Annotated in this window: 18 protein-coding genes and 9 tRNA genes; 20 read left to right on the top strand and 7 right to left on the bottom strand. The window is 73.1% G+C overall.

Going from position 1 to position 18,947, the window contains the following annotated elements:
• Nucleotides 1-12 precede the first annotated feature (12 nt).
• The 4 genes from ACQP1P_RS31670 (at nucleotide 13) to ACQP1P_RS31685 (ending at nucleotide 4,617) form a co-directional block, all read left to right on the top strand.
• Nucleotides 13-1,350 carry a maltokinase N-terminal cap-like domain-containing protein gene (locus ACQP1P_RS31670; protein WP_433076394.1) on the top strand — a complete coding sequence of 446 codons (1,338 nt, stop codon included), beginning with the start codon at nucleotides 13-15 and terminating at the stop codon, nucleotides 1,348-1,350.
• A gap of 8 nt (nucleotides 1,351-1,358) precedes the next feature.
• Nucleotides 1,359-3,467 carry a 1,4-alpha-glucan branching protein GlgB gene (glgB, locus tag ACQP1P_RS31675; RefSeq protein WP_433076396.1) on the top strand — a complete coding sequence of 703 codons (2,109 nt, stop codon included), beginning with the start codon at nucleotides 1,359-1,361 and terminating at the stop codon, nucleotides 3,465-3,467.
• Between the two features lie 19 nt (nucleotides 3,468-3,486).
• Nucleotides 3,487-3,927 carry an SRPBCC family protein gene (locus tag ACQP1P_RS31680; protein WP_433076397.1) on the top strand — a complete coding sequence of 147 codons (441 nt, stop codon included), beginning with the start codon at nucleotides 3,487-3,489 and terminating at the stop codon, nucleotides 3,925-3,927.
• Nucleotides 3,928-3,990: 63 nt separating this feature from the next.
• A complete protein-coding gene (locus ACQP1P_RS31685; protein ID WP_433076399.1) occupies nucleotides 3,991-4,617 on the top strand; it encodes a hypothetical protein in 627 nt (208 codons plus the stop codon).
• Here the strand turns inward: ACQP1P_RS31685 and ACQP1P_RS31690 are convergent.
• On the bottom strand, nucleotides 4,584-5,081 hold the full coding sequence (locus tag ACQP1P_RS31690; protein WP_433076401.1) for a hypothetical protein: 498 nt from the start codon (nucleotides 5,079-5,081) through the stop codon (nucleotides 4,584-4,586). The two genes, ACQP1P_RS31685 and ACQP1P_RS31690, sit on opposite strands and share 34 nt — an antisense overlap.
• 24 nt (nucleotides 5,082-5,105) lie before the next feature.
• On the opposite strand from ACQP1P_RS31690, the gene ACQP1P_RS31695 reads away from it, so the two are divergent.
• A complete protein-coding gene (locus ACQP1P_RS31695) occupies nucleotides 5,106-5,921 on the top strand; it encodes a serine hydrolase (protein ID WP_433076403.1) in 816 nt (271 codons plus the stop codon).
• Between the two features lie 9 nt (nucleotides 5,922-5,930).
• Nucleotides 5,931-6,758 (top strand): transglutaminase-like domain-containing protein, encoded by an 828-nt coding sequence (locus ACQP1P_RS31700; protein WP_433076405.1) that lies wholly within the window; start codon nucleotides 5,931-5,933, stop codon nucleotides 6,756-6,758.
• On the opposite strand, the gene ACQP1P_RS31705 is transcribed toward ACQP1P_RS31700, so the two are convergent.
• Together ACQP1P_RS31705 and ACQP1P_RS31710 are read right to left on the bottom strand one after the other, a co-directional pair.
• Nucleotides 6,755-8,074, bottom strand: coding sequence for a diguanylate cyclase domain-containing protein (locus ACQP1P_RS31705; protein WP_433076407.1), 1,320 nt, complete (start codon nucleotides 8,072-8,074; stop codon nucleotides 6,755-6,757). The two genes, ACQP1P_RS31700 and ACQP1P_RS31705, sit on opposite strands and share 4 nt — an antisense overlap.
• Before the next feature lie 24 nt (nucleotides 8,075-8,098).
• Entirely contained in the window at nucleotides 8,099-9,427 is a 1,329-nt protein-coding gene (locus ACQP1P_RS31710; protein ID WP_433076409.1) for an ABC transporter substrate-binding protein, read from the bottom strand.
• 417 nt (nucleotides 9,428-9,844) lie between these two features.
• On the opposite strand from ACQP1P_RS31710, the gene ACQP1P_RS31715 reads away from it, so the two are divergent.
• A complete protein-coding gene (locus ACQP1P_RS31715) occupies nucleotides 9,845-10,501 on the top strand; it encodes a C40 family peptidase (protein WP_433076411.1) in 657 nt (218 codons plus the stop codon).
• A gap of 232 nt (nucleotides 10,502-10,733) precedes the next feature.
• On the opposite strand, the gene ACQP1P_RS31720 is transcribed toward ACQP1P_RS31715, so the two are convergent.
• Nucleotides 10,734-11,432 (bottom strand): SDR family oxidoreductase, encoded by a 699-nt coding sequence (locus tag ACQP1P_RS31720; protein ID WP_433076413.1) that lies wholly within the window; start codon nucleotides 11,430-11,432, stop codon nucleotides 10,734-10,736.
• Nucleotides 11,433-11,648: 216 nt separating this feature from the next.
• Here ACQP1P_RS31720 and ACQP1P_RS31725 point away from each other — a divergent pair, with 216 nt between their 5' ends.
• Both ACQP1P_RS31725 and ACQP1P_RS31730 read left to right on the top strand, forming a co-directional pair.
• Nucleotides 11,649-12,419 (top strand): methyltransferase domain-containing protein, encoded by a 771-nt coding sequence (locus ACQP1P_RS31725; protein WP_433076414.1) that lies wholly within the window; start codon nucleotides 11,649-11,651, stop codon nucleotides 12,417-12,419.
• 3 nt (nucleotides 12,420-12,422) lie between these two features.
• Entirely contained in the window at nucleotides 12,423-12,914 is a 492-nt protein-coding gene (locus ACQP1P_RS31730) for an LURP-one-related/scramblase family protein (protein WP_433076416.1), read from the top strand.
• A gap of 21 nt (nucleotides 12,915-12,935) precedes the next feature.
• Here the strand turns inward: ACQP1P_RS31730 and ACQP1P_RS31735 are convergent, their stop codons facing one another.
• Nucleotides 12,936-13,505: a TetR/AcrR family transcriptional regulator gene (locus ACQP1P_RS31735; RefSeq protein WP_433076417.1), complete on the bottom strand. Its 570-nt coding sequence runs from the start codon at nucleotides 13,503-13,505 to the stop codon at nucleotides 12,936-12,938.
• Nucleotides 13,506-13,602: 97 nt separating this feature from the next.
• On the opposite strand from ACQP1P_RS31735, the gene ACQP1P_RS31740 reads away from it, so the two are divergent.
• The gene (locus tag ACQP1P_RS31740) at nucleotides 13,603-14,553 is read left to right on the top strand and encodes an SDR family NAD(P)-dependent oxidoreductase (protein ID WP_433076419.1); all 951 of its coding nucleotides are present in this window, start codon (nucleotides 13,603-13,605) and stop codon (nucleotides 14,551-14,553) included.
• Nucleotides 14,550-15,041, top strand: coding sequence for a hypothetical protein (locus tag ACQP1P_RS31745; RefSeq protein WP_433076421.1), 492 nt, complete (start codon nucleotides 14,550-14,552; stop codon nucleotides 15,039-15,041). The genes ACQP1P_RS31740 and ACQP1P_RS31745 overlap by 4 nt, the downstream gene beginning before the upstream one ends.
• Here ACQP1P_RS31745 and ACQP1P_RS31750 read toward each other — a convergent pair.
• The gene (locus tag ACQP1P_RS31750) at nucleotides 15,026-16,648 is read right to left on the bottom strand and encodes an LLM class flavin-dependent oxidoreductase (protein WP_433076423.1); all 1,623 of its coding nucleotides are present in this window, start codon (nucleotides 16,646-16,648) and stop codon (nucleotides 15,026-15,028) included. The two genes, ACQP1P_RS31745 and ACQP1P_RS31750, sit on opposite strands and share 16 nt — an antisense overlap.
• Nucleotides 16,649-16,673: 25 nt before the next feature.
• Nucleotides 16,674-17,195, bottom strand: a complete 522-nt coding sequence (locus tag ACQP1P_RS31755; RefSeq protein WP_433076425.1) for an HAD domain-containing protein — start codon at nucleotides 17,193-17,195, stop codon at nucleotides 16,674-16,676.
• Between the two features lie 462 nt (nucleotides 17,196-17,657).
• On the opposite strand from ACQP1P_RS31755, the gene ACQP1P_RS31760 reads away from it, so the two are divergent.
• The 9 genes from ACQP1P_RS31760 (at nucleotide 17,658) to ACQP1P_RS31800 (ending at nucleotide 18,487) form a co-directional block, all read left to right on the top strand.
• A tRNA-Ala gene (locus tag ACQP1P_RS31760) sits at nucleotides 17,658-17,729 on the top strand.
• A gap of 5 nt (nucleotides 17,730-17,734) precedes the next feature.
• A tRNA-Asp gene (locus tag ACQP1P_RS31765) sits at nucleotides 17,735-17,806 on the top strand.
• Between the two features lie 13 nt (nucleotides 17,807-17,819).
• A tRNA-Leu gene (locus ACQP1P_RS31770) sits at nucleotides 17,820-17,892 on the top strand.
• A gap of 62 nt (nucleotides 17,893-17,954) precedes the next feature.
• Nucleotides 17,955-18,027 (top strand) — tRNA-Lys (locus ACQP1P_RS31775).
• 1 nt (nucleotide 18,028) lies between these two features.
• Nucleotides 18,029-18,109: transfer RNA gene (locus ACQP1P_RS31780), tRNA-Met, on the top strand.
• Nucleotides 18,110-18,112: 3 nt separating this feature from the next.
• Nucleotides 18,113-18,184 (top strand) — tRNA-Asn (locus ACQP1P_RS31785).
• 63 nt (nucleotides 18,185-18,247) lie between these two features.
• Nucleotides 18,248-18,329, top strand: a tRNA-Tyr gene (locus ACQP1P_RS31790).
• 6 nt (nucleotides 18,330-18,335) lie between these two features.
• Nucleotides 18,336-18,408 (top strand) — tRNA-Arg (locus ACQP1P_RS31795).
• Nucleotides 18,409-18,413: 5 nt separating this feature from the next.
• Nucleotides 18,414-18,487 (top strand) — tRNA-Cys (locus tag ACQP1P_RS31800).
• Nucleotides 18,488-18,947 lie beyond the last annotated feature (460 nt).

Genomic DNA, 18,947 nt, shown 5'->3' on the forward strand with positions numbered 1-18,947 from the left:
ATAAGGATGGCCATGACGACTCTGCCGTACACCGACTGGCTGCCGCATCAGCGGTGGTACGCCGGCCGCACCCGCACCCTCACGAAGGCCGAGCCCGCCGTCGTCACGCACCTGCCCGACGGACTCGACCACGTGTTACTCGACGCGCACTACGAGGACGGCGGGTCGGAGCGGTACCAGATCTTCGTCGGCTGGAACCTCGACGTGGCCGCGGAGCTGTCGGCGGCGGCCCTCATCGGCGCCGACGGCGACCGCACCGCCTCCGACGCCCTCTACGACGAGCACTCGGCGCAGCGCATCCTCGCGCTCATCGACACCGGCGCGGTCGTCGACGGGCTGCGGTTCGTGCCCGAGCCCGGGGTCGCGCTGCCGGTCGACGCGCCCGCGCGGATCTCCGGCGCCGAGCAGAGCAACACGTCGGTCGTCTTCGACAGCGCCGCGATCCTCAAGGCGTTCCGGCGCGTGACCACCGGCATCAACCCCGACCTCGAGCTCAACCGCGTGCTGGCGCGGGCCGGCTGCCCGAACGTGGCCCGGCTGCTGGGCGCCATCGAGAGCGACACCCCCGACGGCGAGCACCTGGCACTGGCGATGGTGACGGAGTACGCCCAGAACTCGGCCGAGGGCTGGGCGATGGCGACCACGAGCGCCCGCGACCTGTACGCCGAGCACGACCTGAACCCCGAGGAAGTGGGCGGCGACTTCGCCGGCGAGTCCGCCCGGCTGGGCGAGGCCGTCGCGCACGTGCACAACACCCTCGCCGCCGAGCTGGGCACGCAGGCCGCTCCCCCGCCGGTCGAGGCGATGCTGGCCCGGCTCGACAGCGCCGTGCGGGTCGTGCCCGACCTCGAGGCGCTGGCCGGCGACATCGCCGCCCTGTTCCGCTCGATCGGCGACGAGCCCGTGCGCACCCAGCGCATCCACGGCGACCTGCACCTCGGGCAGGTCCTGCGCACGCCCGAGTCCTGGCTGCTGATCGACTTCGAGGGCGAGCCCGGCGTGCCGGTGCACGAGCGCCGCAAGCCGGACTCGGCGCTGCGCGACGTCGCCGGCATGCTGCGCTCCTACGAGTACGCCGCCTATCAGCTGCTGCTCGGCCAGGAGGAGGACGAGGAGCTCGGCCGCCGGGCCCGGCAGTGGGTCGACCGTAACCGTGACGCGTTCTGCGACGGCTATGCTGCCGCGGCGGGGTACGACCCGCGCGAGGACCGGGCTTTGCTGCGCGCCTACGAGCTGGACAAGGCGGTCTACGAGAGCGCGTACGAGGCGCGGTACCGGCCGGGCTGGCTGCGGATTCCCCTGCAGTCGATCGAGCGCATGGTGAACGGTTCCGACCTGACGACAAGGTGAGCAACCCTATGAATCTCGACGACCTCATCGCCGGCCGGTCCCACGACCCGCACGGCCTGCTCGGGGCGCACCCCGGCACCGACACGACGGTGATCCGGACGCTGCGCCGGGGAGCCGCGGACGTGGCCGTGGTCGCCGGCGGCGAGCGGTACCCGATGACGCAGGTGCACGGCGACGGCGTGTTCGAGGTCGAGGTCCCCGGTGTCGTCGACGACTACCGCATCGACGCCGACGGCACGCTCGGCGACGACCCGTACCGCCACCTGCCGACCCTCGGCGAGCTCGACCTGCACCTCATCCAGGAGGGGCGCCACGAGCGGCTGTGGACCGTCCTCGGCGCGCAGGTGCGCCCCGGTGGCGTCGCCTTCTCGGTGTGGGCCCCGAACGCGCGCGGCGTGCGCGTGGTCGGCGACTTCACCGGCTGGGGCGCGCACGACGGGCTGCCGATGCGCTCGCTCGGCGGCAGCGGCGTGTGGGAGCTCTTCGTCCCGGACGCGCGGGCCGGCCAGAAGTACAAGTTCCGGCTCCTCACCCCGGACAACGACTGGGTGGAGAAGGCCGACCCGCTCGCCCAGCACACCGAGGAGCCGCCGGCCACCGCGAGCGTCATCTACAGCTCGCAGTACGACTGGAAGGACGCCGACTGGGTAGCCGCCCGCGCGGAGCGGCGCGCGCACGAGGAGCCGGTGAGCATCTACGAGGTGCACCTGGGCTCGTGGCGGCCGGGCCTGTCGTACCTGGAGCTGGCCGACCAGCTCACCGAGTACGTCAAGGAGATGGGCTTCACGCACGTGGAGTTCCTGCCCGTGATGGAGCACCCGTTCGGCGGCTCGTGGGGCTACCAGGTCACCGGCTACTACGCCCCGACCGCGCGCTTCGGCTCGCCGGACGAGTTCCGCCACCTCGTCGACCGGCTCCACCAGGCCGACATCGGCGTGATCCTGGACTGGGTGCCCGCGCACTTCCCCAAGGACTCGTGGGCGCTCGCCCGCTTCGACGGGACGCCGCTGTACGAGCACGGCGACTGGCGCCGCGGCGAGCACCCGGACTGGGGCACCCTCATCTTCGACTTCGGCCGCAAGGAGGTGCGCAACTTCCTCGTCGCGAACGCCCTGTACTGGTGCGAGGAGTTCCACGCCGACGCGCTGCGGGTCGACGCGGTCGCCTCGATGCTCTACCTCGACTACTCCCGCGAGCACGGGCAGTGGGCGCCGAACCAGTACGGCGGCCGGGAGAATCTCGACGCGATCTCCTTCCTGCAGGAGGCGAACGCGACCGTCTACAAGCACCACCCCGGCATCATGATGATCGCCGAGGAGTCGACGGCCTGGCTCGGCGTCACGCGCCCGACCGACTCCGGCGGGCTCGGCTTCGGCTTCAAGTGGAACATGGGCTGGATGCACGACACGCTGACGTACGTCGCCAAGGACCCGATCTACCGCCAGTACCACCACAACCAGATGACGTTCGCGACCGTCTACGCCTGGAGCGAGAACTACGTCCTGCCGATCAGCCACGACGAGGTCGTGCACGGCAAGGGCTCGCTCGTCGGCAAGATGCCCGGCGACCTGTGGAAGAAGGTCGCCAACGCGCGGGCGCTGCTGGCCTACATGTGGTCCTTCCCCGGCAAGCAGCTGCTGTTCATGGGCTGCGAGCTCGGCGACGAGCAGGAGTGGTCCGAGGAGCGCGGCCTGGACTGGGGCCTGGTCCAGGACCCGATGCGCGGCGGCCTGCAGAGGCTCGTGCGCGACCTGAACGACGTCTACAAGCGCACGCCGGCGCTGTGGACCCAGGACACCTCGCCCGACGGCTTCCGCTGGATCAACAACGAGGACTCCGGCGGCAACGTCTTCTCCTACCTGCGCTGGGGCGGCGACGGCTCGGTCGTCGCGGTCGTCGTGAACTTCGCGGCGCACCCGCACGAGGGCTACCGCATCGGCCTGCCCTTCACCGGCCGCTGGCAGGAGATCCTCAACACCGACGCCGATGTGTACGGCGGATCCGGCGTCGGCAACATGGGCTCGGTCGAGGCCACGGGCCAGTCCGCGAACGGGTTGCCCGCCTCGGCCGAGATCCGCGTCCCACCGCTGGGAGCCCTCTGGCTGAAGCTGGGGTAGGCGGTCGTACGCTGCGAGCATGAGCGTGGATTTCCGCGACACCATCACCATCGCGGCCCCGGCCACGGTGGCCGGCGACATCATGAAGGCGGTTCAGGAGTGGCCCTCCTGGACCGCTTCCGTGTCCCATGTGGACCGTGCCGCGTCCGGACCCCTGACCGTGGGCGAGACCGTGGGCGTCACCCAGCCGAAGCTGCGTCCCAGCACCTGGACCGTGACGAAGGTGGACGCGCACGGCTTCGAGTGGTCCTCGGACTCGGCCCCGGGCGTGCGCAACGTCGGCGGGCACTGGGCCATCGACAACGGCGACGGGACGTGCACGGCCGAGCTGACGCTGTCCTTCGCCGGCCCGCTGGCCAGGGTCGTGACCCTGTTCTACAGCGGGCTGATCCGCCGGTACATCCGGATGGAGGCCGAGGGCCTGCGCAAGGCCGCGGAGGCCGCCGCACAGGGATCGTGACGCGCTCCCGCTCCCCGCGACCGGGCACGATCCGACCCGGATGCGACTACACTGCGTAGTGTCATGCGCACACGAACAGTAATCGCCGTCGTCGCGGGGGCGGCGCTCCTCGTGGGGCTCGCCGCGATGCGGTCGGCGGTCGGGCTGCCGCCGCCGATCGACCCCTCGGCGTCGCCCTCGATGGCGCCGGCGTCGGTGTACCCGTCACCGGTCGTCTCCGGGCCGGGGGCGCAGGCGGTCGACTGCTCGGCGATTCCCCGGTACGGCACCGGCGTGCTCCCCGCCGACGCGGGCGGCGAGTTCATCCCGTACGGCGCGAACGCCATCACCCGGTGCGACACCCCGATGACGACTCCGGCCCCGACCGTCGCCCCGCCCGAGGTGCTCACCGAGGGCGTCGACAGCTTCGTGCGGCTGCTCAACAGCCTGCCCGCGCCGCAGCCGGACCAGGCGTGCCTGCGCGTCGCCTTCCCCACCCAGCTCAGCTACGTCATCACGTTCGAGCCGGCCACGCGGAAGCGGCCGCTGGTGATGGTGGTGGACCGCAACTGCGCGGCCCTGGTGATCACGGACAACCTGTCGAGCCGCGTGCGCTCGTACGCGCAGCTGGACCCGATGCCGCTCTTCGAGCAGCTGTTCGCCGCGCAGGGACCGGGTCAGCGCTCGGGGTCCAGAGCGACGACGCGGTAGGAGCCCTCGGGGGCCGAGTGCTCGGGCGCGGGGCGGCTCGGCGTGTGCGAGTGCACCCGCCCGCCCGACGGGCCCCGGCGGGAGATCACCGGGAAGGCCACGAACCGGATCGGGTCCGCGGGCGGCACGAGGCGGCCCGAGCCCCAGCGCACCCACAGCGCCTCCCGCCCCGCGGCGGCCTCGGCGGCGAGCTTGTCCAGCGTGCGCCGGCGGTCGGCGTGGTCCACCTCGACCACCAGCGGCGGGCCGCCCGGGCGCGCGATGCCGACGTCGACGACCGAGAACTGCTGCTCGTAGGGCGGGGGCAGCGGCACGACGCTCGCCGCCCGCCGGTAGGCGCGCCAGCCCCGCCCCACGGCCCACGCGACGGTCGCGGCGATGAGCAGCTCGGTGACCTCGTCGGTGCCGCGGTCGGCGAACGTCAGCAGGTCCAGGTGCTCCTGCAACTCGGCGGCGGCGTCCATGGCAGGAACCCTAGACTGCCGGTGGTGGCACCCGAAAACATCCGCCGGGCCTACACGCGGCACAAGCACCGCGCGGGCGGGGACTGGCACGCCCGGGTCAGCGTCGGCGGGAGCGTCGTGGTCGAGGACGACGACGAGCGGGCCGTCCGGGGGTACAGCGTGCAGAAGCTGGCCCTGGCCAGCGCGTTGCTGGCCAAGGCCGACCGTGGCGAGCTGGACCTGGGCCGGCGCGTCCGCCTCGGGCCCTCCGACGTCATCGGCGGTTCCGGGGTGTACCACCTGCAGCCCGTGCACGGCGACGAGCTCACGGTCGCGGGCGTGCTCACCGCGCTGCTGCTGGTGTCCGACAACACCGCGGTGCGGCTGTGCGGGCGGCTCGTCCCAGGCCCCGAGGTCAACGAGATCCTGGCCTCGCTCGGCCTGACCCGCACCCGGGTGGAGCCCACCGCCGCCGACCCGGCCCGCTTCCTCCTCGGCGCCACGACCGCCCGCGAGACCCACGACCTGCTCGCGCGCCTGGCCGCCGGGGCGCTGCTGAGCCCGGCGAGCACCGCGTTCATGCTGGGCGTCCTGCGCGCGCCGGCCGGCTACCACGACGGCGTCCGGCGGGATCTGCGCGGCCCCGACCGCGCCCGCGTGGCCACGAAACACGGCGCCGACCGGGACGCGACGGGCGCCGCGCGGCACGAGGCGGGGATCGTCTTCAGCCCGGCCGGCGCGCCCGCGGCCGTGTACGCCCTGTTCGCGGACGCCCTGGGGACCGCCGCCGACTACGGGCCGACGCATCCGGCCGTCCGGGCCCACGCCGCGCTGGGGCGGATCCTGCTCGAAAGTTGCTAGGTTCGGTCTATGTTGCAGCGGTACCGCGAGCAGTCGCGCTTCAGCGACCCCGGCCGGTTCGGCGAGCTCCTCGACGAACTGCCCGATGACGTGGCGGGGCTGATGGCGGTGGTGCGCAACGTGCTCGTGCACTACCGGGCGGCCGGGATCGCCTTCGACGGGGCCCGGCTGGCCGAGATCGACTCGCGCTGGGCCTCGCGGATGCTCGAGCTGGACCAGCAGCGCTTCCCGGGGCCGCTGGCCGAGCCGCGGCCGCAGGCGCAGCGGGTCGTCGGCTGCTGCCGCGACTTCACGCTGCTCACCATCGCGGCGCTGCGCCGGCGCGGGGTGCCCGCGCGCAGCCGGGTCGGGTTCTCGCCGTACTTCGCCGAGGACTGGAACTACGACCACGTCGTCGCCGAGTACTGGAACGGCACCCGGTGGGTGCTCGCCGACGCGCAGCTCGACCCGGCCGAGCACCCGTTCGACACCGCCGATCTGCCGCAGTTCATCACCGCGGCCCAGGCGTGGACGGCGCACCGGCGGGGGCTGATCGACGCGGACCGGTACGGGGTGGATCCGGCGCTGCCGTTCCACGGCCACCAGTTCCTGCTCGACTCGGTGCTGCTCGAGGTCGCGCACCGCCACGGCGACGAGGCGCTGCTGTGGGACCAGTGGGGGGCGATCACCGACCGGACCGCGGACGAGCTGGCCGAGCTGCTGCTGGCCGCCGACCGCGGGGACGCCGGCGCGGCGCGGGTGCTGGCTAAGCGGTACGAGACCGACCCCTCGCTGCACCTGGCCAACCGGGTGCACTGCATGAGCCCCAGCGGCTTCGACGGCTGGGTCTCGATCTAGGCGGAGCGCACGACCCGGCCCTTGCCGCCCGTCTTCGCGGCGTACATGGCCTGGTCGGCGTCGTGCATGAGCGCGTCGATGGGGACCTCGCCGTCCCACAGGCTCACGCCGATGCTCGCGCGCGGGGTGATGACGCAGTCGGGGCGGTAGGTCGCCGGCTCCTGCAGGTCGGTGCAGAGCCGGTCGGCGACGAGGTACACGTCCTCGGCCGACTCGACGCCGTCGAGCAGCACCGCGAACTCGTCGCCGCCGAGGCGGGCCACGGTGTCCTGGGCGCGCACGCCCGCGACCAGCCGCTCGGCCACGACGGTGAGCAGGAAGTCCCCGGCGTTGTGCCCGTAGGCGTCGTTGACCTGCTTGAAGCCGTCGAGGTCGATGAGCAGCATGGCGACCGGCAGGCCCCCGGCCGCGTTGGGGCGGGCGGCGGCGATGCGCTCGCGCAGCAGGGCCCGGTTGGCCAGGCCGGTGAGGCCGTCGTGGCAGGCGCGGTGGTGGACCTCCTCGAAGGCGGCCCGCAGCACGCCCAGCGTCTCGTTGAGGGAGCGGCCCATCTGCCCGACCTCGTCGCCCCGGTCGAGCTCGACGCGGCGGCTGAGGTCGCCGCGCGCGACGCGGGCGAGGACGTCGACGACCTCGCGCAGCGGCCGGGAGATGGCGCGGGCGGTGAGCACGGCGAGCAGGATCGCGGTGAGCGCGCCGGCGGCGAGCAGGGCGGCGGTGAGCTGGGTGTTGCGGATGCCGTTGGCCTTGGCCCGGCGGGCGCCGTCGGCGACGGCCTCGACGAGCTGGTCGAGGAACGAGTTGGCGCGGTCCTTCACGGCGCGGGCGATGGCCTCGGAGCGCACGAGCACGACGGCGGCGGCCTTGCGCTGGTCGCCGGCGTCGGCGGCGTCGAGGGCGGCCTGGCGCGCGGTCCGCCACATGGTGACGGTGGCGGCGAACGCCTTGAGGCCCGACAGCTCGTTGCGCGGCAGGGCGAGGGCGCGCAGCTCGGCGATGCGGGCGTCGATGTCGCGGTCGGAGTCGACGATGACCTCGGCGTAGGTGTCGCGGTAGAAGCCGGGGTCGGACAGGATGTAGGCGAGGACGGCCTCGAGCTCGGCGCCGACGGCGGAGCGCACGTCGGTCATCTTGTCGACGGCGACGACGTTGACGCGGTAGTCGCGGTCCTGCTCGGCGACGAGCCGCTGGAGGTTGACGAGTCCGACGACGCCGGACGCGGTGAAGATCGCGGTCACGACGAGGGACACGCTGACGATCTTCGTGGCGATCCGCAGATCCGCCACCCGTCGCCGCACGCCTCCGAACACGGTCACCACATCGGCATCCCGGGCCACGGATCAAGCCGGCCAGCTGGTCTCGATGCGGTGCAGGACGGTAGCGGTGTCGGCGCCCCTGATCCAGTCGGTCATGCCGGACCAGAAGGTGCCGGCGCCCACGGCGGCGGGCATCTGGTCGGAGCCGTCGAAGCGGAAGGTGACCCCGGGGTCGGTGAGCAGGCCGGCGGAGAGCTTCTCGATCGGGTTGTCCAGCACGTTGCTGTCCAGGCCGGTGTTGGGGCTCACGACGCCGCCGGAGCGGGCACGGCTGTCGGCGAAGGCGGGGGTGGCGAGGTACGCGGCGACCGCCTGGACCTCGGCGCGGTCGGCGAACGCGGCGGCGAAGACGCCGGCGCCGAGCACGGGCCGGCCGGCGGCGGGGTCGACCGGCGGCAGGTAGAAGGCGTAGAGGTCGCCGTCCTCGGCGATGGTGGCGTTGGCCGGCCACCAGTTCATGTAGAACGACGCCTGGCGGTGCAGGGCGCACTGGTGCTGCAGGATCGGCAGGCCGCCCTCCTGGAAGGGGGTGCCGGCGATGGACTCCACGCCGCCGTAGCCGCCGTTGACGTAGCGGGGGTTGCGCAGGATCGTCCCGACGCGCTCGAGCGCCGCGACGACCCGCGGGTCGTCGAACGGGATGCGGTGCTCGACCCACTGGTCGTAGACGGCGGGGCCGGCGGTGCGCAGGAGGGTGTCCTCGAGCCAGTCGGTGACGGGCCAGCCGGTCGCGCCGCCGGACTCGATGCCGGCGCACCAGGGCTTGACGCCGGTGGCGGCGATGCGGTCGCTGAGGGCGATCAGGTCGTCCCAGGTCTGCGGGACGGTGTAGCCGTGCTCGGCGAAGTACTTCGGGGAGTACCAGACGAATGATTTCACGTTGCCGTCCAGCGGGGCGCCGTAGAGCACGCCGTCGACGACGCCGTAGCGCTTCCAGTCGGCGGGGTAGTAGCGCTCGACCTCGGCGGCGACGTCCTTGCCGGCGGGCTTGAGCCGGCCGGTGTGCGCCATGGCGGCGAGCAGGCCCGGCTGCGGGAAGAACGCGAGGTCGGGCCCGCGGCCGGCGGCGACCTCGGCCGGCAGGGTGGCCTCGAAGTCCGCCCGGCCGGTGTAGTCGATGGTGATGCCGGTGCAGGACTGGAACGTCTCCCAGGCCTGCACGAGCTTGTCGGCCTCGACGTCGCGGATCGAGGAGCTGACGGTGACGGTGGTGCCCTGGTGGCCCCGGTAGCCGGCGAAGGGCGCGCAGGCGGCCTGGGCGGACGGGCTCTCGGCGCCGGTGCCGGCGCACGCGGCGAGCAGCGCCACGGTCGCGGTGATCGCGGTGGCGCGCAGGACCCCGGCACAACCCATGAATGCAGCGTAAGCGCCGAAATGCCGCTAAAACGGGCGACCGAAGAAGGTGCAACCGAGACGCCCGAACAGCCGAACAAGGTTGTCCGGTCGGTACGGACATACCGGCTGATACCCGCCCAACAGTGGGTGAGATAGGTGGTGAGGAATGTCACGAGCAGGCCACAGCGCGTGGCATCCGGCCTAGCGTCGCCAACGGCCCCGCTTGGGGCGGCATATCGAAATCATCCGCTTTGCCCGGTACTTCGGGTCAGCGCCGCCCGGACGGGGCGCTCCCACCCGAGACACGCGAGAGTGCACCGGGCCGTTCCTGGAGTCGACCTGAACGCACATCGGCCGCTGCACCGCATCGCAGCGGGCACCGCAGCCCTTGCCCTTTCCGCCGTCTGGCTCGGCCCTTCCGCCCTGCCGATTCCCATGGCGCTGGCCCAACCACCGAATCCGGCATCGACGCAGACGACGGCGTCCGAGACGGTCCTGACCGGCTCCCCCGCCCCGACGCTCGCCGAGCAGGAGACCCTGCTCGCCGCCTACGAGCGCGTCGACCGTGCCCACCGCGACCACTACGTCACGCTCGCCGCCTCGGCGCGCGACGCGGCGGTCGCCCCGGCCCCGCCGCCCGCCCCGGCGCCGACCAGGACGGCGCAGAAGCAGCCGTCGAAGACGACGAAGTCCACGTCCTCGTCGAAGACGACGAAGTCCACGTCGTCGAAGCAGACCACGACGTCGGTGGCGCCCCCCTCGGGGGCCGCGGGCACCGTGGTGAACTTCGCGCTCGCCCAGGTGGGCAAGCCCTACGTGTACGCCAAGGCCGGCCCGGATGCCTACGACTGCAGCGGTCTCGTGATGGCCGCCTACGCCCGGGTCGGCATCAAGCTGCCGCACCAGAGCGAGCAGATCGCGGCCCGCGGCCGTCAGGTGCCGTCCGGGCAGTGGATGCCGGGCGACGTCATCCACACGTCCGGGCACGTCGCCATCTACATCGGCAACGGCAAGATGGTCGAGGCGGCCAACCCGTCGGCGGGCATCCGGGTCGCCCCGGTGCGCGGCGGCACGGCGTACCGCTTCCTGTAGAGCGCCGGTCCCGGCGGGCGTCTGCCTCAGGAGGGCGCCCGCCCGGGCCGCCCGGCCGGTCGTGAGCCGAACCGCTGCCGCCGACCGGGGTAGTGGTGCAGAACCGCGGCAACAAGGTCGTCGCCGTCGAGCTCGACCGCGCCGGCCGCACGGGCCGGGTCCGCGCCGAGCGGACCGGCCCCGACACCGCCGTCCGCGGGCGCATGTCCGCCCGCGGGCGGCGCGATGTTCTCTACCGCAGCTGGGGGTACACCTGCCGCACGTCCGCGGCCAGGGCCGCCTTCGCCTGCACGGCCGCGTCGTCGACGAGGATCTCCAGGTCGCCGCGCTCGATGCCGTCGGCGACCGCCGCCGCGACGAACTCGGGCGCCAGCTTGGGCACGTCCCACCGGCGCATCATGTCCGTGTCGGCGGCGCCCAGGTGCACCCCGCTGACGACCGTCCCCTGCCCGGCGAGCTCGAGGCGGATGCCGTTGGTGAGGCTCCACTCGGCGGCCTTCGCGGCGCTGTAGGAGGTCGCGTGCAGGTAGGTCACCCACGACAGGGCCGAGAGCACGTTGACCACGGCCCCGCCGCCGTTGGCCGCGAGCACCGGCGCGAACGCGCGCACCATGCGCAGCGTGCCGAAGTAATGGGTCTCCATCTCCAGCCGCGCGTCGTCGAGGGAGCCGTCGACGAGGCTCGTGAAGGTGGCCAGGCCGGCGTTGTTCACCAGCAGCGTCACGTCGGGCGCGGCGGCGGCCACGGCGTCGACGGCCGCCTGGTCGGTCACGTCCAGCGGGAGCACGGTCGCCCCCGGGACGTCGACGGCGGCGGGATTGCGCGCGGTGGCGTACACCTTGGCGCCCCGCGCGGCGAGCTCGCGCGCGATGTGCAGGCCGAGCCCGCGCCCGGCGCCGGTGACGAGGGCTACGGCGGCGTCCAGCTCCATACGGTTACCTCCCGAGACGATGCCGTGACGCTAAGGCACCGCCGTCCGGACCGGCTCGCCCGTCCGGCCGGGAACCGCGCACCGTTCGGACCCGGATTCAGCAGCCGGAGGCGGCGGAGACGACGAACATCGCGCCGGAGCGCTCCGGCGCGCCGGGCGGCTGCTCGTCGGCGGTCAGGCGGGGCCCGGAATCCCGCCGTGTGCGATCGTGGGGGCATGCTGGACGGCACGCGGTTCGGTGAGGTGGCCGACGTCTACGACGACGCGCGGCCGGCGTACGCGCCCGGGCTCGCCGAGGCCCTCGCCGCCTACCACGGATCGACGCCCGGCGACGTGCTGGAGATCGGGGCCGGGACCGGCAAGGGCACCGCGGTGCTGCACGCGCTCGGCGGGCGGCTCACCTGCGTCGAGCCCGACCCCCGGATGGCCGCGCTGCTCGCGGCCCGCTTCCCCGCCGCCACGGTGATCGTCGCGCCGTTCGAGGAGGCCGGCGCCGGGCCCGCGGACGTCGTCGGGTGCGCGCTGGCCTGGCACTGGCTCGACCCCGAGCGCCGCAACCGGCTGGCGTTCGACGCGCTGCGCCCCGGTGGCACGCTCGCCGTGTTCGGGCACCGCTACGACTACGCCGACCCCGCCCACCGGCGCGCGTTCGACGAGGCCTTCGCGGCGGTGGATCAGACCCCGGCCGTCGTACGCGACGACGCCTGGGTCCACCGCGACGTCCTCGCATCCGGGCTCTGGGCGGACGTGCGCGCGGAGGCGACGAGCCGGACGCTGCCGCTGGACGCCGCGGCGTACCTGCGGCTCGTGCGCACCTTCGGGCCGTTTCGCGCCAAGAGCCCGCAGGCGCAGGAGCGCACCCTGGACGTGCTCGCCCGGACGCTGGACGCGCTCGGCGGCGGCACGGTGCTCGACCTGCGCGGATTCCTCGTGCTGGCCCGCAGGCCGGCGAACCGGGCGGGAGTGGCGCCGCGGGCCGACAATTGAGGCATGTATGTCATCAAGGAGCGCTTCTTCGACATCGGCGACGACTTCGACGTCACCGACGACCACGGGCGCAAGGTCCTGCACGTCGACGGCAAGGTGCTGAGCCTGCGCGACCGGCTCGTCGTCGAGGACCCCGCCGGCAACGAGGTCGCCTCCGTGCATCGCAAGCTCATCGCGCTGCGCCCGACGTACCAGATCGAGATCGGCGGCGAGGAGGCCGCCGAGGTGCGCAAGAAGCTCTTCACGCCGTTCCGCGAGAAGTTCACCATTGACGTGCCCGGGCCGGACGACCTGACCATGGCCGGGAACCTCTTCGACCACGAGTTCACGGTGGAGCGGGGCGGCCGCGAGGTGGCCCAGGTCTCCAAGCGCTGGCTGACGATCCGCGACAGCTACGCGGTGAACATCGCCGAGGGCGAGAACCACCTGCTCATCCTGTGCGCCGTGCTCGCCCTGGAGCTGGCGATCCAGCGCGAGAAGGACGAGAACGGCTGATCGCGGCGCACGGCCCGCGGCCTACCCGGCGAACCGGAGGCCGTCCATCAGCAGGTCCAGGACCCGGCCGCCCTGGGCCCGGCGCTGCGGCTCCGACACCCACAGGGAGACGGAGCTGAGCGCCACCAGCACGTCGTAAGGGTCGACGTCCTGCCGCAGGCCCGAGCCGGCGCCTGCGGCCAGGAGTTCCGCCAGAGCCGACTCCATGCGCGCCCGGCTCTGCGCGAAGGGCTGCCCGCCAGCGGCGATGACCGTGCGCAGGGCCTCCGCCAGGCCCCGTTTGGTCGCCGAGTAGTCGATGAAGGCATCCATCCAGGCGCGCAGCGCGGCATCGGGGGCCAGCTCCGCCAGCAGGCGCGGAGCGGACTCGCAGAGGCGGGTGAGCTCCGCGCGGTACACCTCCTCGATCAGCGCCTCCCGGGTCGGGAAGTGGCGGTAGAGGGTGCCGATGCCGACGCCGGCGTCGCGGGCCACGCGCTCCAGGGTCACCTCGTCGCTCGGCTCGTTCGCGAAGGCCCGCAGGGCGGCCTCGAGCAGGCGGTCGCGGTTGCGCTGGGCGTCGGCCCGCAGGGGACGGGCGGGGTGGGTCACGTCACACTCCAAGGGCGAGTCAATCGGAGGCGCCTCCGGTTACGGTTGGGACATCTGGAGGCTCCTCCGTTTGAGATGGTACCGACAGGAGAGGAACATGACCATCAGCACACCGTTCGCCTGGGACTCGACCGCGTCCCAGGTGCTCGCCGGGGTCGACCTGACCGGGCGCCGCGCGGTCGTGACCGGCGGCGCGTCCGGGATCGGCGTCGAGACCGCCCGCGCGCTGGCCGCCGCCGGCGCCGAGGTGACCCTCGCCGTGCGTGACACCGCCGCGGGCGGGCGCACCGCCGGGGACATCACCGCGACCACGGGCAACCAGCGGCTGTTCGTGGCGCCGCTCGACCTGGCCGACCAGGCGTCGGTGCGGGCCTTCGCCGAGGCGTGGGACGGACCCCTGCACATCCTCGTCAACAACGCCGGCGTCATGGCCCGGCCGCTGGGCCGCTCCCCCGAGGGCTGGGAGCTGCAGTTCGCCACCAACCACCTCGGGCACTTCGCGCTCACCACCGGGCTGCTGCCGGCGCTGCGGGCCGCGCACGGCGCGCGGGTCGTGTCGGTCTCCTCCAGCGCGCACCTCTTCTCGGCCGTGGTGTTCGACGACATCCACTTCGAGCGGCGCGAGTACGATCCGTGGCTCGCCTACGGGCAGTCGAAGACCGCGAACGTGCTCTTCGCCGTCGAGGCCGACCGGCGCTGGGCCGGCGACGGCATCCTCGTCAACGCGCTGCACCCCGGCTCCATCCGGACGAACCTGCAGCGGTACGTCGACCCCGCCGAGCTCCAGCGCATGCGCGAGCAGACCGGCGACGCCGCGCCGCACTTCAAGTCCGTCGAGCAGGGTGCCGCGACGTCGGTGCTGCTGGCCGCCTCGCCGCTGCTGGACGGAGCCGGCGGGAAATCCGGAGTCGGCGGGAAGTACTTCGAGGACTGCGCCGAGGCCGGCCCCCACCAGCCGGGCACGCGCACGGGCGTCGCGGCGCACGCGCTCGACCCGGAGGCCGCCGAGCGCCTCTGGGACCTCAGCGTCCAGGAGATCCGGCGATGAGCGGCTTCGGGTTCGAGTCCACGGCGGCCGAGGTCCTCGCGGGCGTCGACCTCGCCGGCCGGCGCGCGGTCGTCACCGGCGGGGCGTCGGGGATCGGCATCGAGACCGCCCGCGCCCTGGCCGGCGCCGGGGCCGCGGTCACCCTCGCGGTGCGCGGCACCGCCGCGGGCGAGGCGACCGCCCCCGGCGGCATCCGCACCAACCTGCAGCGCCACATCGACGTGGACGAGCTGGTCCGGACCGCGACGGCGGCCAACGGCGGGGTGCCGATCCGCTGGAAGACCCCGGAGCAGGGCGCGGCGACCTCGGCTCTGCTGGCCGCGTCCCCGGCGGCGGACGGCGTCGGCGGCCGGTACTACGAGGACTGCCGCGAGGCCGAGCCCAACCGGCCGGGGACGCGCACCGGGGTCGCCGCCTACGCGCTCGACCCCGGGGCCGCCGCCCGGCTCTGGGACGCCTCGGCCGCCGCGACTCACATCACCTGGTAGCGGCTCAGCGGCTCGACCAGGGAACGCTCCTCGTAGGACAGGTGCGACAGGAGCGTGTCGGTGAGCAGGTCGACCGCGGCGCGGACCTCGGCGATGCCCTCCGGCCGCGCGACCATCGCCACCAGCGCCGCGTCGACCCGCTCGAGGACCTCGGCGATCACGTGGTGCTCCGCCTCGAGGCGGTCGACGACCGGCACGAGCCGGGGGTCGGCCGCCCGCAGGCGCGGGAACAGGCTCATGTCCTCGATCGTGTGGTGGGTGGTGACCACGCGGCAGTAGCTCTCGCAGTACGTGCCGAGGGTCCAGTTGTTCTGCCGCATGGCCATCGTGTTGATCATCGAGCGGGCCCGGCCGAGGTCGAGGGCGCCCGCCGCGACCTGCTCCACGAGGTCGCGCACCTGGGCCAGCTCCTGCCGCAGGTGGTCGTGCACGTCGATGAGGTGCTGGCCCGACGCGCGCTGCCGCGCGCTGTAGCGCACGGTGAGGTCGCTCTCGGGGCCCTCCGGGCGCTCGGACTCGTCCCACAGCCGCTCGCTCGACAGGCGGGTGCCGTCGTCCGCCGTGGGGGTCGCGAGGGTCTCGTTGTACGCGCGCACCGGCACGGCTCCCGGCGGCGCGACCTCGATGACCTCGACGGCGTCGACGGCCTCCGCCGCCTCGGCGCCCTCGCCGTCCTCGCCTTCCTCGTCGTCCTTGCGTGCGCGGTTCGCGCCCGGGCGGCCGCGCTCGGCGGTGACCAGCTCCCGGACCGCCGGCGCCACCTCCATGGCGAAGCGCTCCAGATCCTCGTCGCCGCCGGCCCGCACCATGAGGATGAACGCGCTCATGCCCTCGGTGACCGCGAGCTCGGCGAGCTGCTCCACCCAGACCTTCGGCGGCCCCTGCAGGAACTCGCGGCCGTCGCCGCGGAAGGTGCCGGCGATGTTGTAGAGGCGGCGCACGTCCTGCGGCTGCCGGCCCGCGGCCTGCGCGGCCTCGTCGATGCGCCGGTTGGACTCGGCGAGCTGCTCCGGCGGCACGTACGGCGAGCTGGGCAGCCACCCGTCGGCGAGCCGGCCGGTCAGTGCGAGCGCGCGCGGCTTGATCGCGCCGACCCAGATGCCGATGTCGTGCGCCGCGCCGGGGCCGGGGTGCGCGCCCCGCAGCCGGTAGTACTCCCCGTCGACCCGGGCCGAGCGCTCCTCGCTCCACAGCGCCCGGATGACCGCGATGCCCTCCTCGAGCGCCCGCAGCGCCTGGCCGGGGGTGCGCCGCTCGACGCCCATCCCCTCGATCGCGTCCCAGAACCCGCCCGCGCCCAGGCCGAGCTCGACCCGGCCGCCGGTGAGCAGGTCCAGGCTGGCCGCGGCCCGGGCGAGCACCGCGGGCGGGCGCAGCGGCAGGTTGGCGACGTTCGGGAACACCGTGATCCGCTCGGTGTGCGCGGCGATCACCGACAGCTGGGTCCAGGAATCCAGGAAGCGGCCCTGGTACGGGTGGTCCTGCAGGCTCGTCAGGTCCAGCCCGAGCTCCTCGGTGCGCACCGCGAGCCGCAGCGCCTCGACGGCGTTGGCGGCCTCGGCGGGCAGGAAGGTCCCGAAGCGCAGGTCGTGGCCATAGTCGGTCATACAGATAATATGTCACACAGAAGGTTCACGATTCAAGCGGTGTGGTGCAGAACGCCTCGATCGCGTCGAGGTGCCTCGGCTGCAGCCCGCGCCGCGGGTCCGGCCGGATGAGCAGGGCCCGCCCGTCCCGCACCAGCTCGTCGTGCAGCGGGCCGGGCTCGGGCACCTCCACGTCGTCGGTCCACACCAGGCGGCGCCCCTCGCGCAGCACCGTGCGGGCCGCGGCGAGCTTGGCCACCGAGAAGTCGGGCACCTCCCCGAACGCCCGATCCAGGCCCGGCAGCTTGAAGAGGCGCTCGACCTCGCCCGGCCACGCGCACCACGTCGAGCACCAGCGCACCTCGGCCACGCCGTCGCGGTGCAGCCGGCGGATGCGCTGCACGAGCGCGGGCGCCCAGCGTAGCCGCCACTCGGCGCCGAGCGCGTACGCGCGGCCCTGCAACGGCGCCGCGCCCCAGCCCGGGCGCTTCACGTTGATGACGCCGTCGACGTCGAGCAGCCACACCGGCGGCGGCTCGTCCCACCGCGTGTCGCTCAGGTACGGCATGGGGGGAAGGTACCGCCCCCCGGCCCCCGCACCAATGGGCCGTTGCGGACGGCGGCGCGACAAATGCATTGTGCGGTCGCCACGAAATGCGTACTGTATTCATCAGCACCGAGACGAAACGAACCGGGAAGAGGGAGGAAGCCATGCAGCGGCGCCGCGAGCTCGAAGCCAAGCGCGCCATGGGCGGCCTTGCCCTTCCGGTCGCCGGTTATGCCTGTATGACCAGCGATAACGCCTCGGGCCGGTGGAGCGGCTAGCAGCCCGCTAGCAACGCCTCCGCCGCCCTCCCCACCGGGGACCGGGCGGCTTTTTCGTGCCCTCACTCCACCGTTCACGACGATTCGTGAATGGGCGATCGAACGCGCCCCGGTGCATTCGTGCAATTGACAAGTACACAGTGGAATGGCACACGCATGGTGGTTTTCGTGTGCCGTGTGGCGGGCTGGCCGCCGGCGGCACCATGGGCTTGTGGCGCAGCGGTAGCGCATCGGTCCGGCAGACCGAGGGTCAGCGGTTCGAATCCGCTCAGGTCCACGCATGCCGTCGTAGCTCAGTGGAAGAGCAAGGCCCTGTCGAGGCCGAGGTCGCCGGTTCGAACCCGGTCGACGGTGCGTTGGTGTGCATGCCCTCGTAGCCCAACGGCAGAGGCACGACGTTGAGGACGTCGACGGTGCGCGTTCGAATCGCGCCGGGGGCACTTCGCGTGTGTGTGACGTATGCAGGCCGGGCGTGGATTCGAGTCCCCGTCCGCGCCTCGACGTGCCGCTGGCTCAACAGGTGGAGCAGCCGACTCTTCATCGGCGTGTTCGGGGTTCGAGTCCCCGGCGGCGCACTGGCAGGGTAGAGGAGCTCGGTCGTCCTCGCCGGTCTCATAAGCCGGAAATCGCGTGGTTCGAATCCCGCCCCTGCATCCACGTTCCGATGTCGCCCAACGGCAGGGCAGACGGCTGTTCACCGTCCAGGTCCCGGTTCGAATCCGGGCATCGGAGCCGCACCACCCTTCCCGACGGGGCCGGCCGCGTCAACGGGGGCCGGCCGGTCCCGTCCCTCGCGCGGGCGCGCCGACGCTGGAGAGTCGGGGCTGGTTGTAACCCAGCTGCCCTTGCTGAGGGGGTTCGAATCCCTCCGCCCGCACGCCTTGCCTTCGTAGCTCAGCGGAGAGAGCGCCAGGTTCCGAACCTGGAGGCCGCTGGTTCGAGTCCAGCCGGAGGCACGCACGGCCATATGCCCGAGTTGGTCCAAGGGGCTCGACTGCAAATCGAGACATGCCGGTTCGAATCCGGCTGTGGCCTCGGCATCATCACGCGTGTCGCCATCCATTGTGGACTGTTCACCGCAGGCGGAGCGTTGGCCGCTCGGCCGCCCCTCATAAGGGCGGAGTGCCCGGATCGACACCGGGGCCTGCGACGTAGGGGCTTGCCGCGCGGATATGTCCGAACGCTCCGCATCCGGACATATCCGATTTATACCCTGACGGGCGACGAATGATTGTCAAGCACGCTCATCCTGGCCGCGGACGGGTCGGCGCAGGCGCGGCGCAGCGGCTCATGCTCGTGCTCGTGCTCGTCACGGCCGGGTAAGGCCGGGCAGCGCGCTCCGCAGGCGCAACCAACTGGTCCGGCCGGCGGCGCAACCAACTGGTCCGGCCGGCAGCGCAACCAACTGGGTCGGGCCGGCGACGCGGCCGGCTGGATCAGGCCGGCAGCGCGGCCGACTGGGTCAGGCCGGCAGCGCAACCAATTGGGTCAGGCG

Origin of the sequence: Dactylosporangium sp. CA-052675 (genome assembly GCF_050947935.1) — a bacterium.
Classification (GTDB): domain Bacteria; phylum Actinomycetota; class Actinomycetes; order Mycobacteriales; family Micromonosporaceae; genus Dactylosporangium.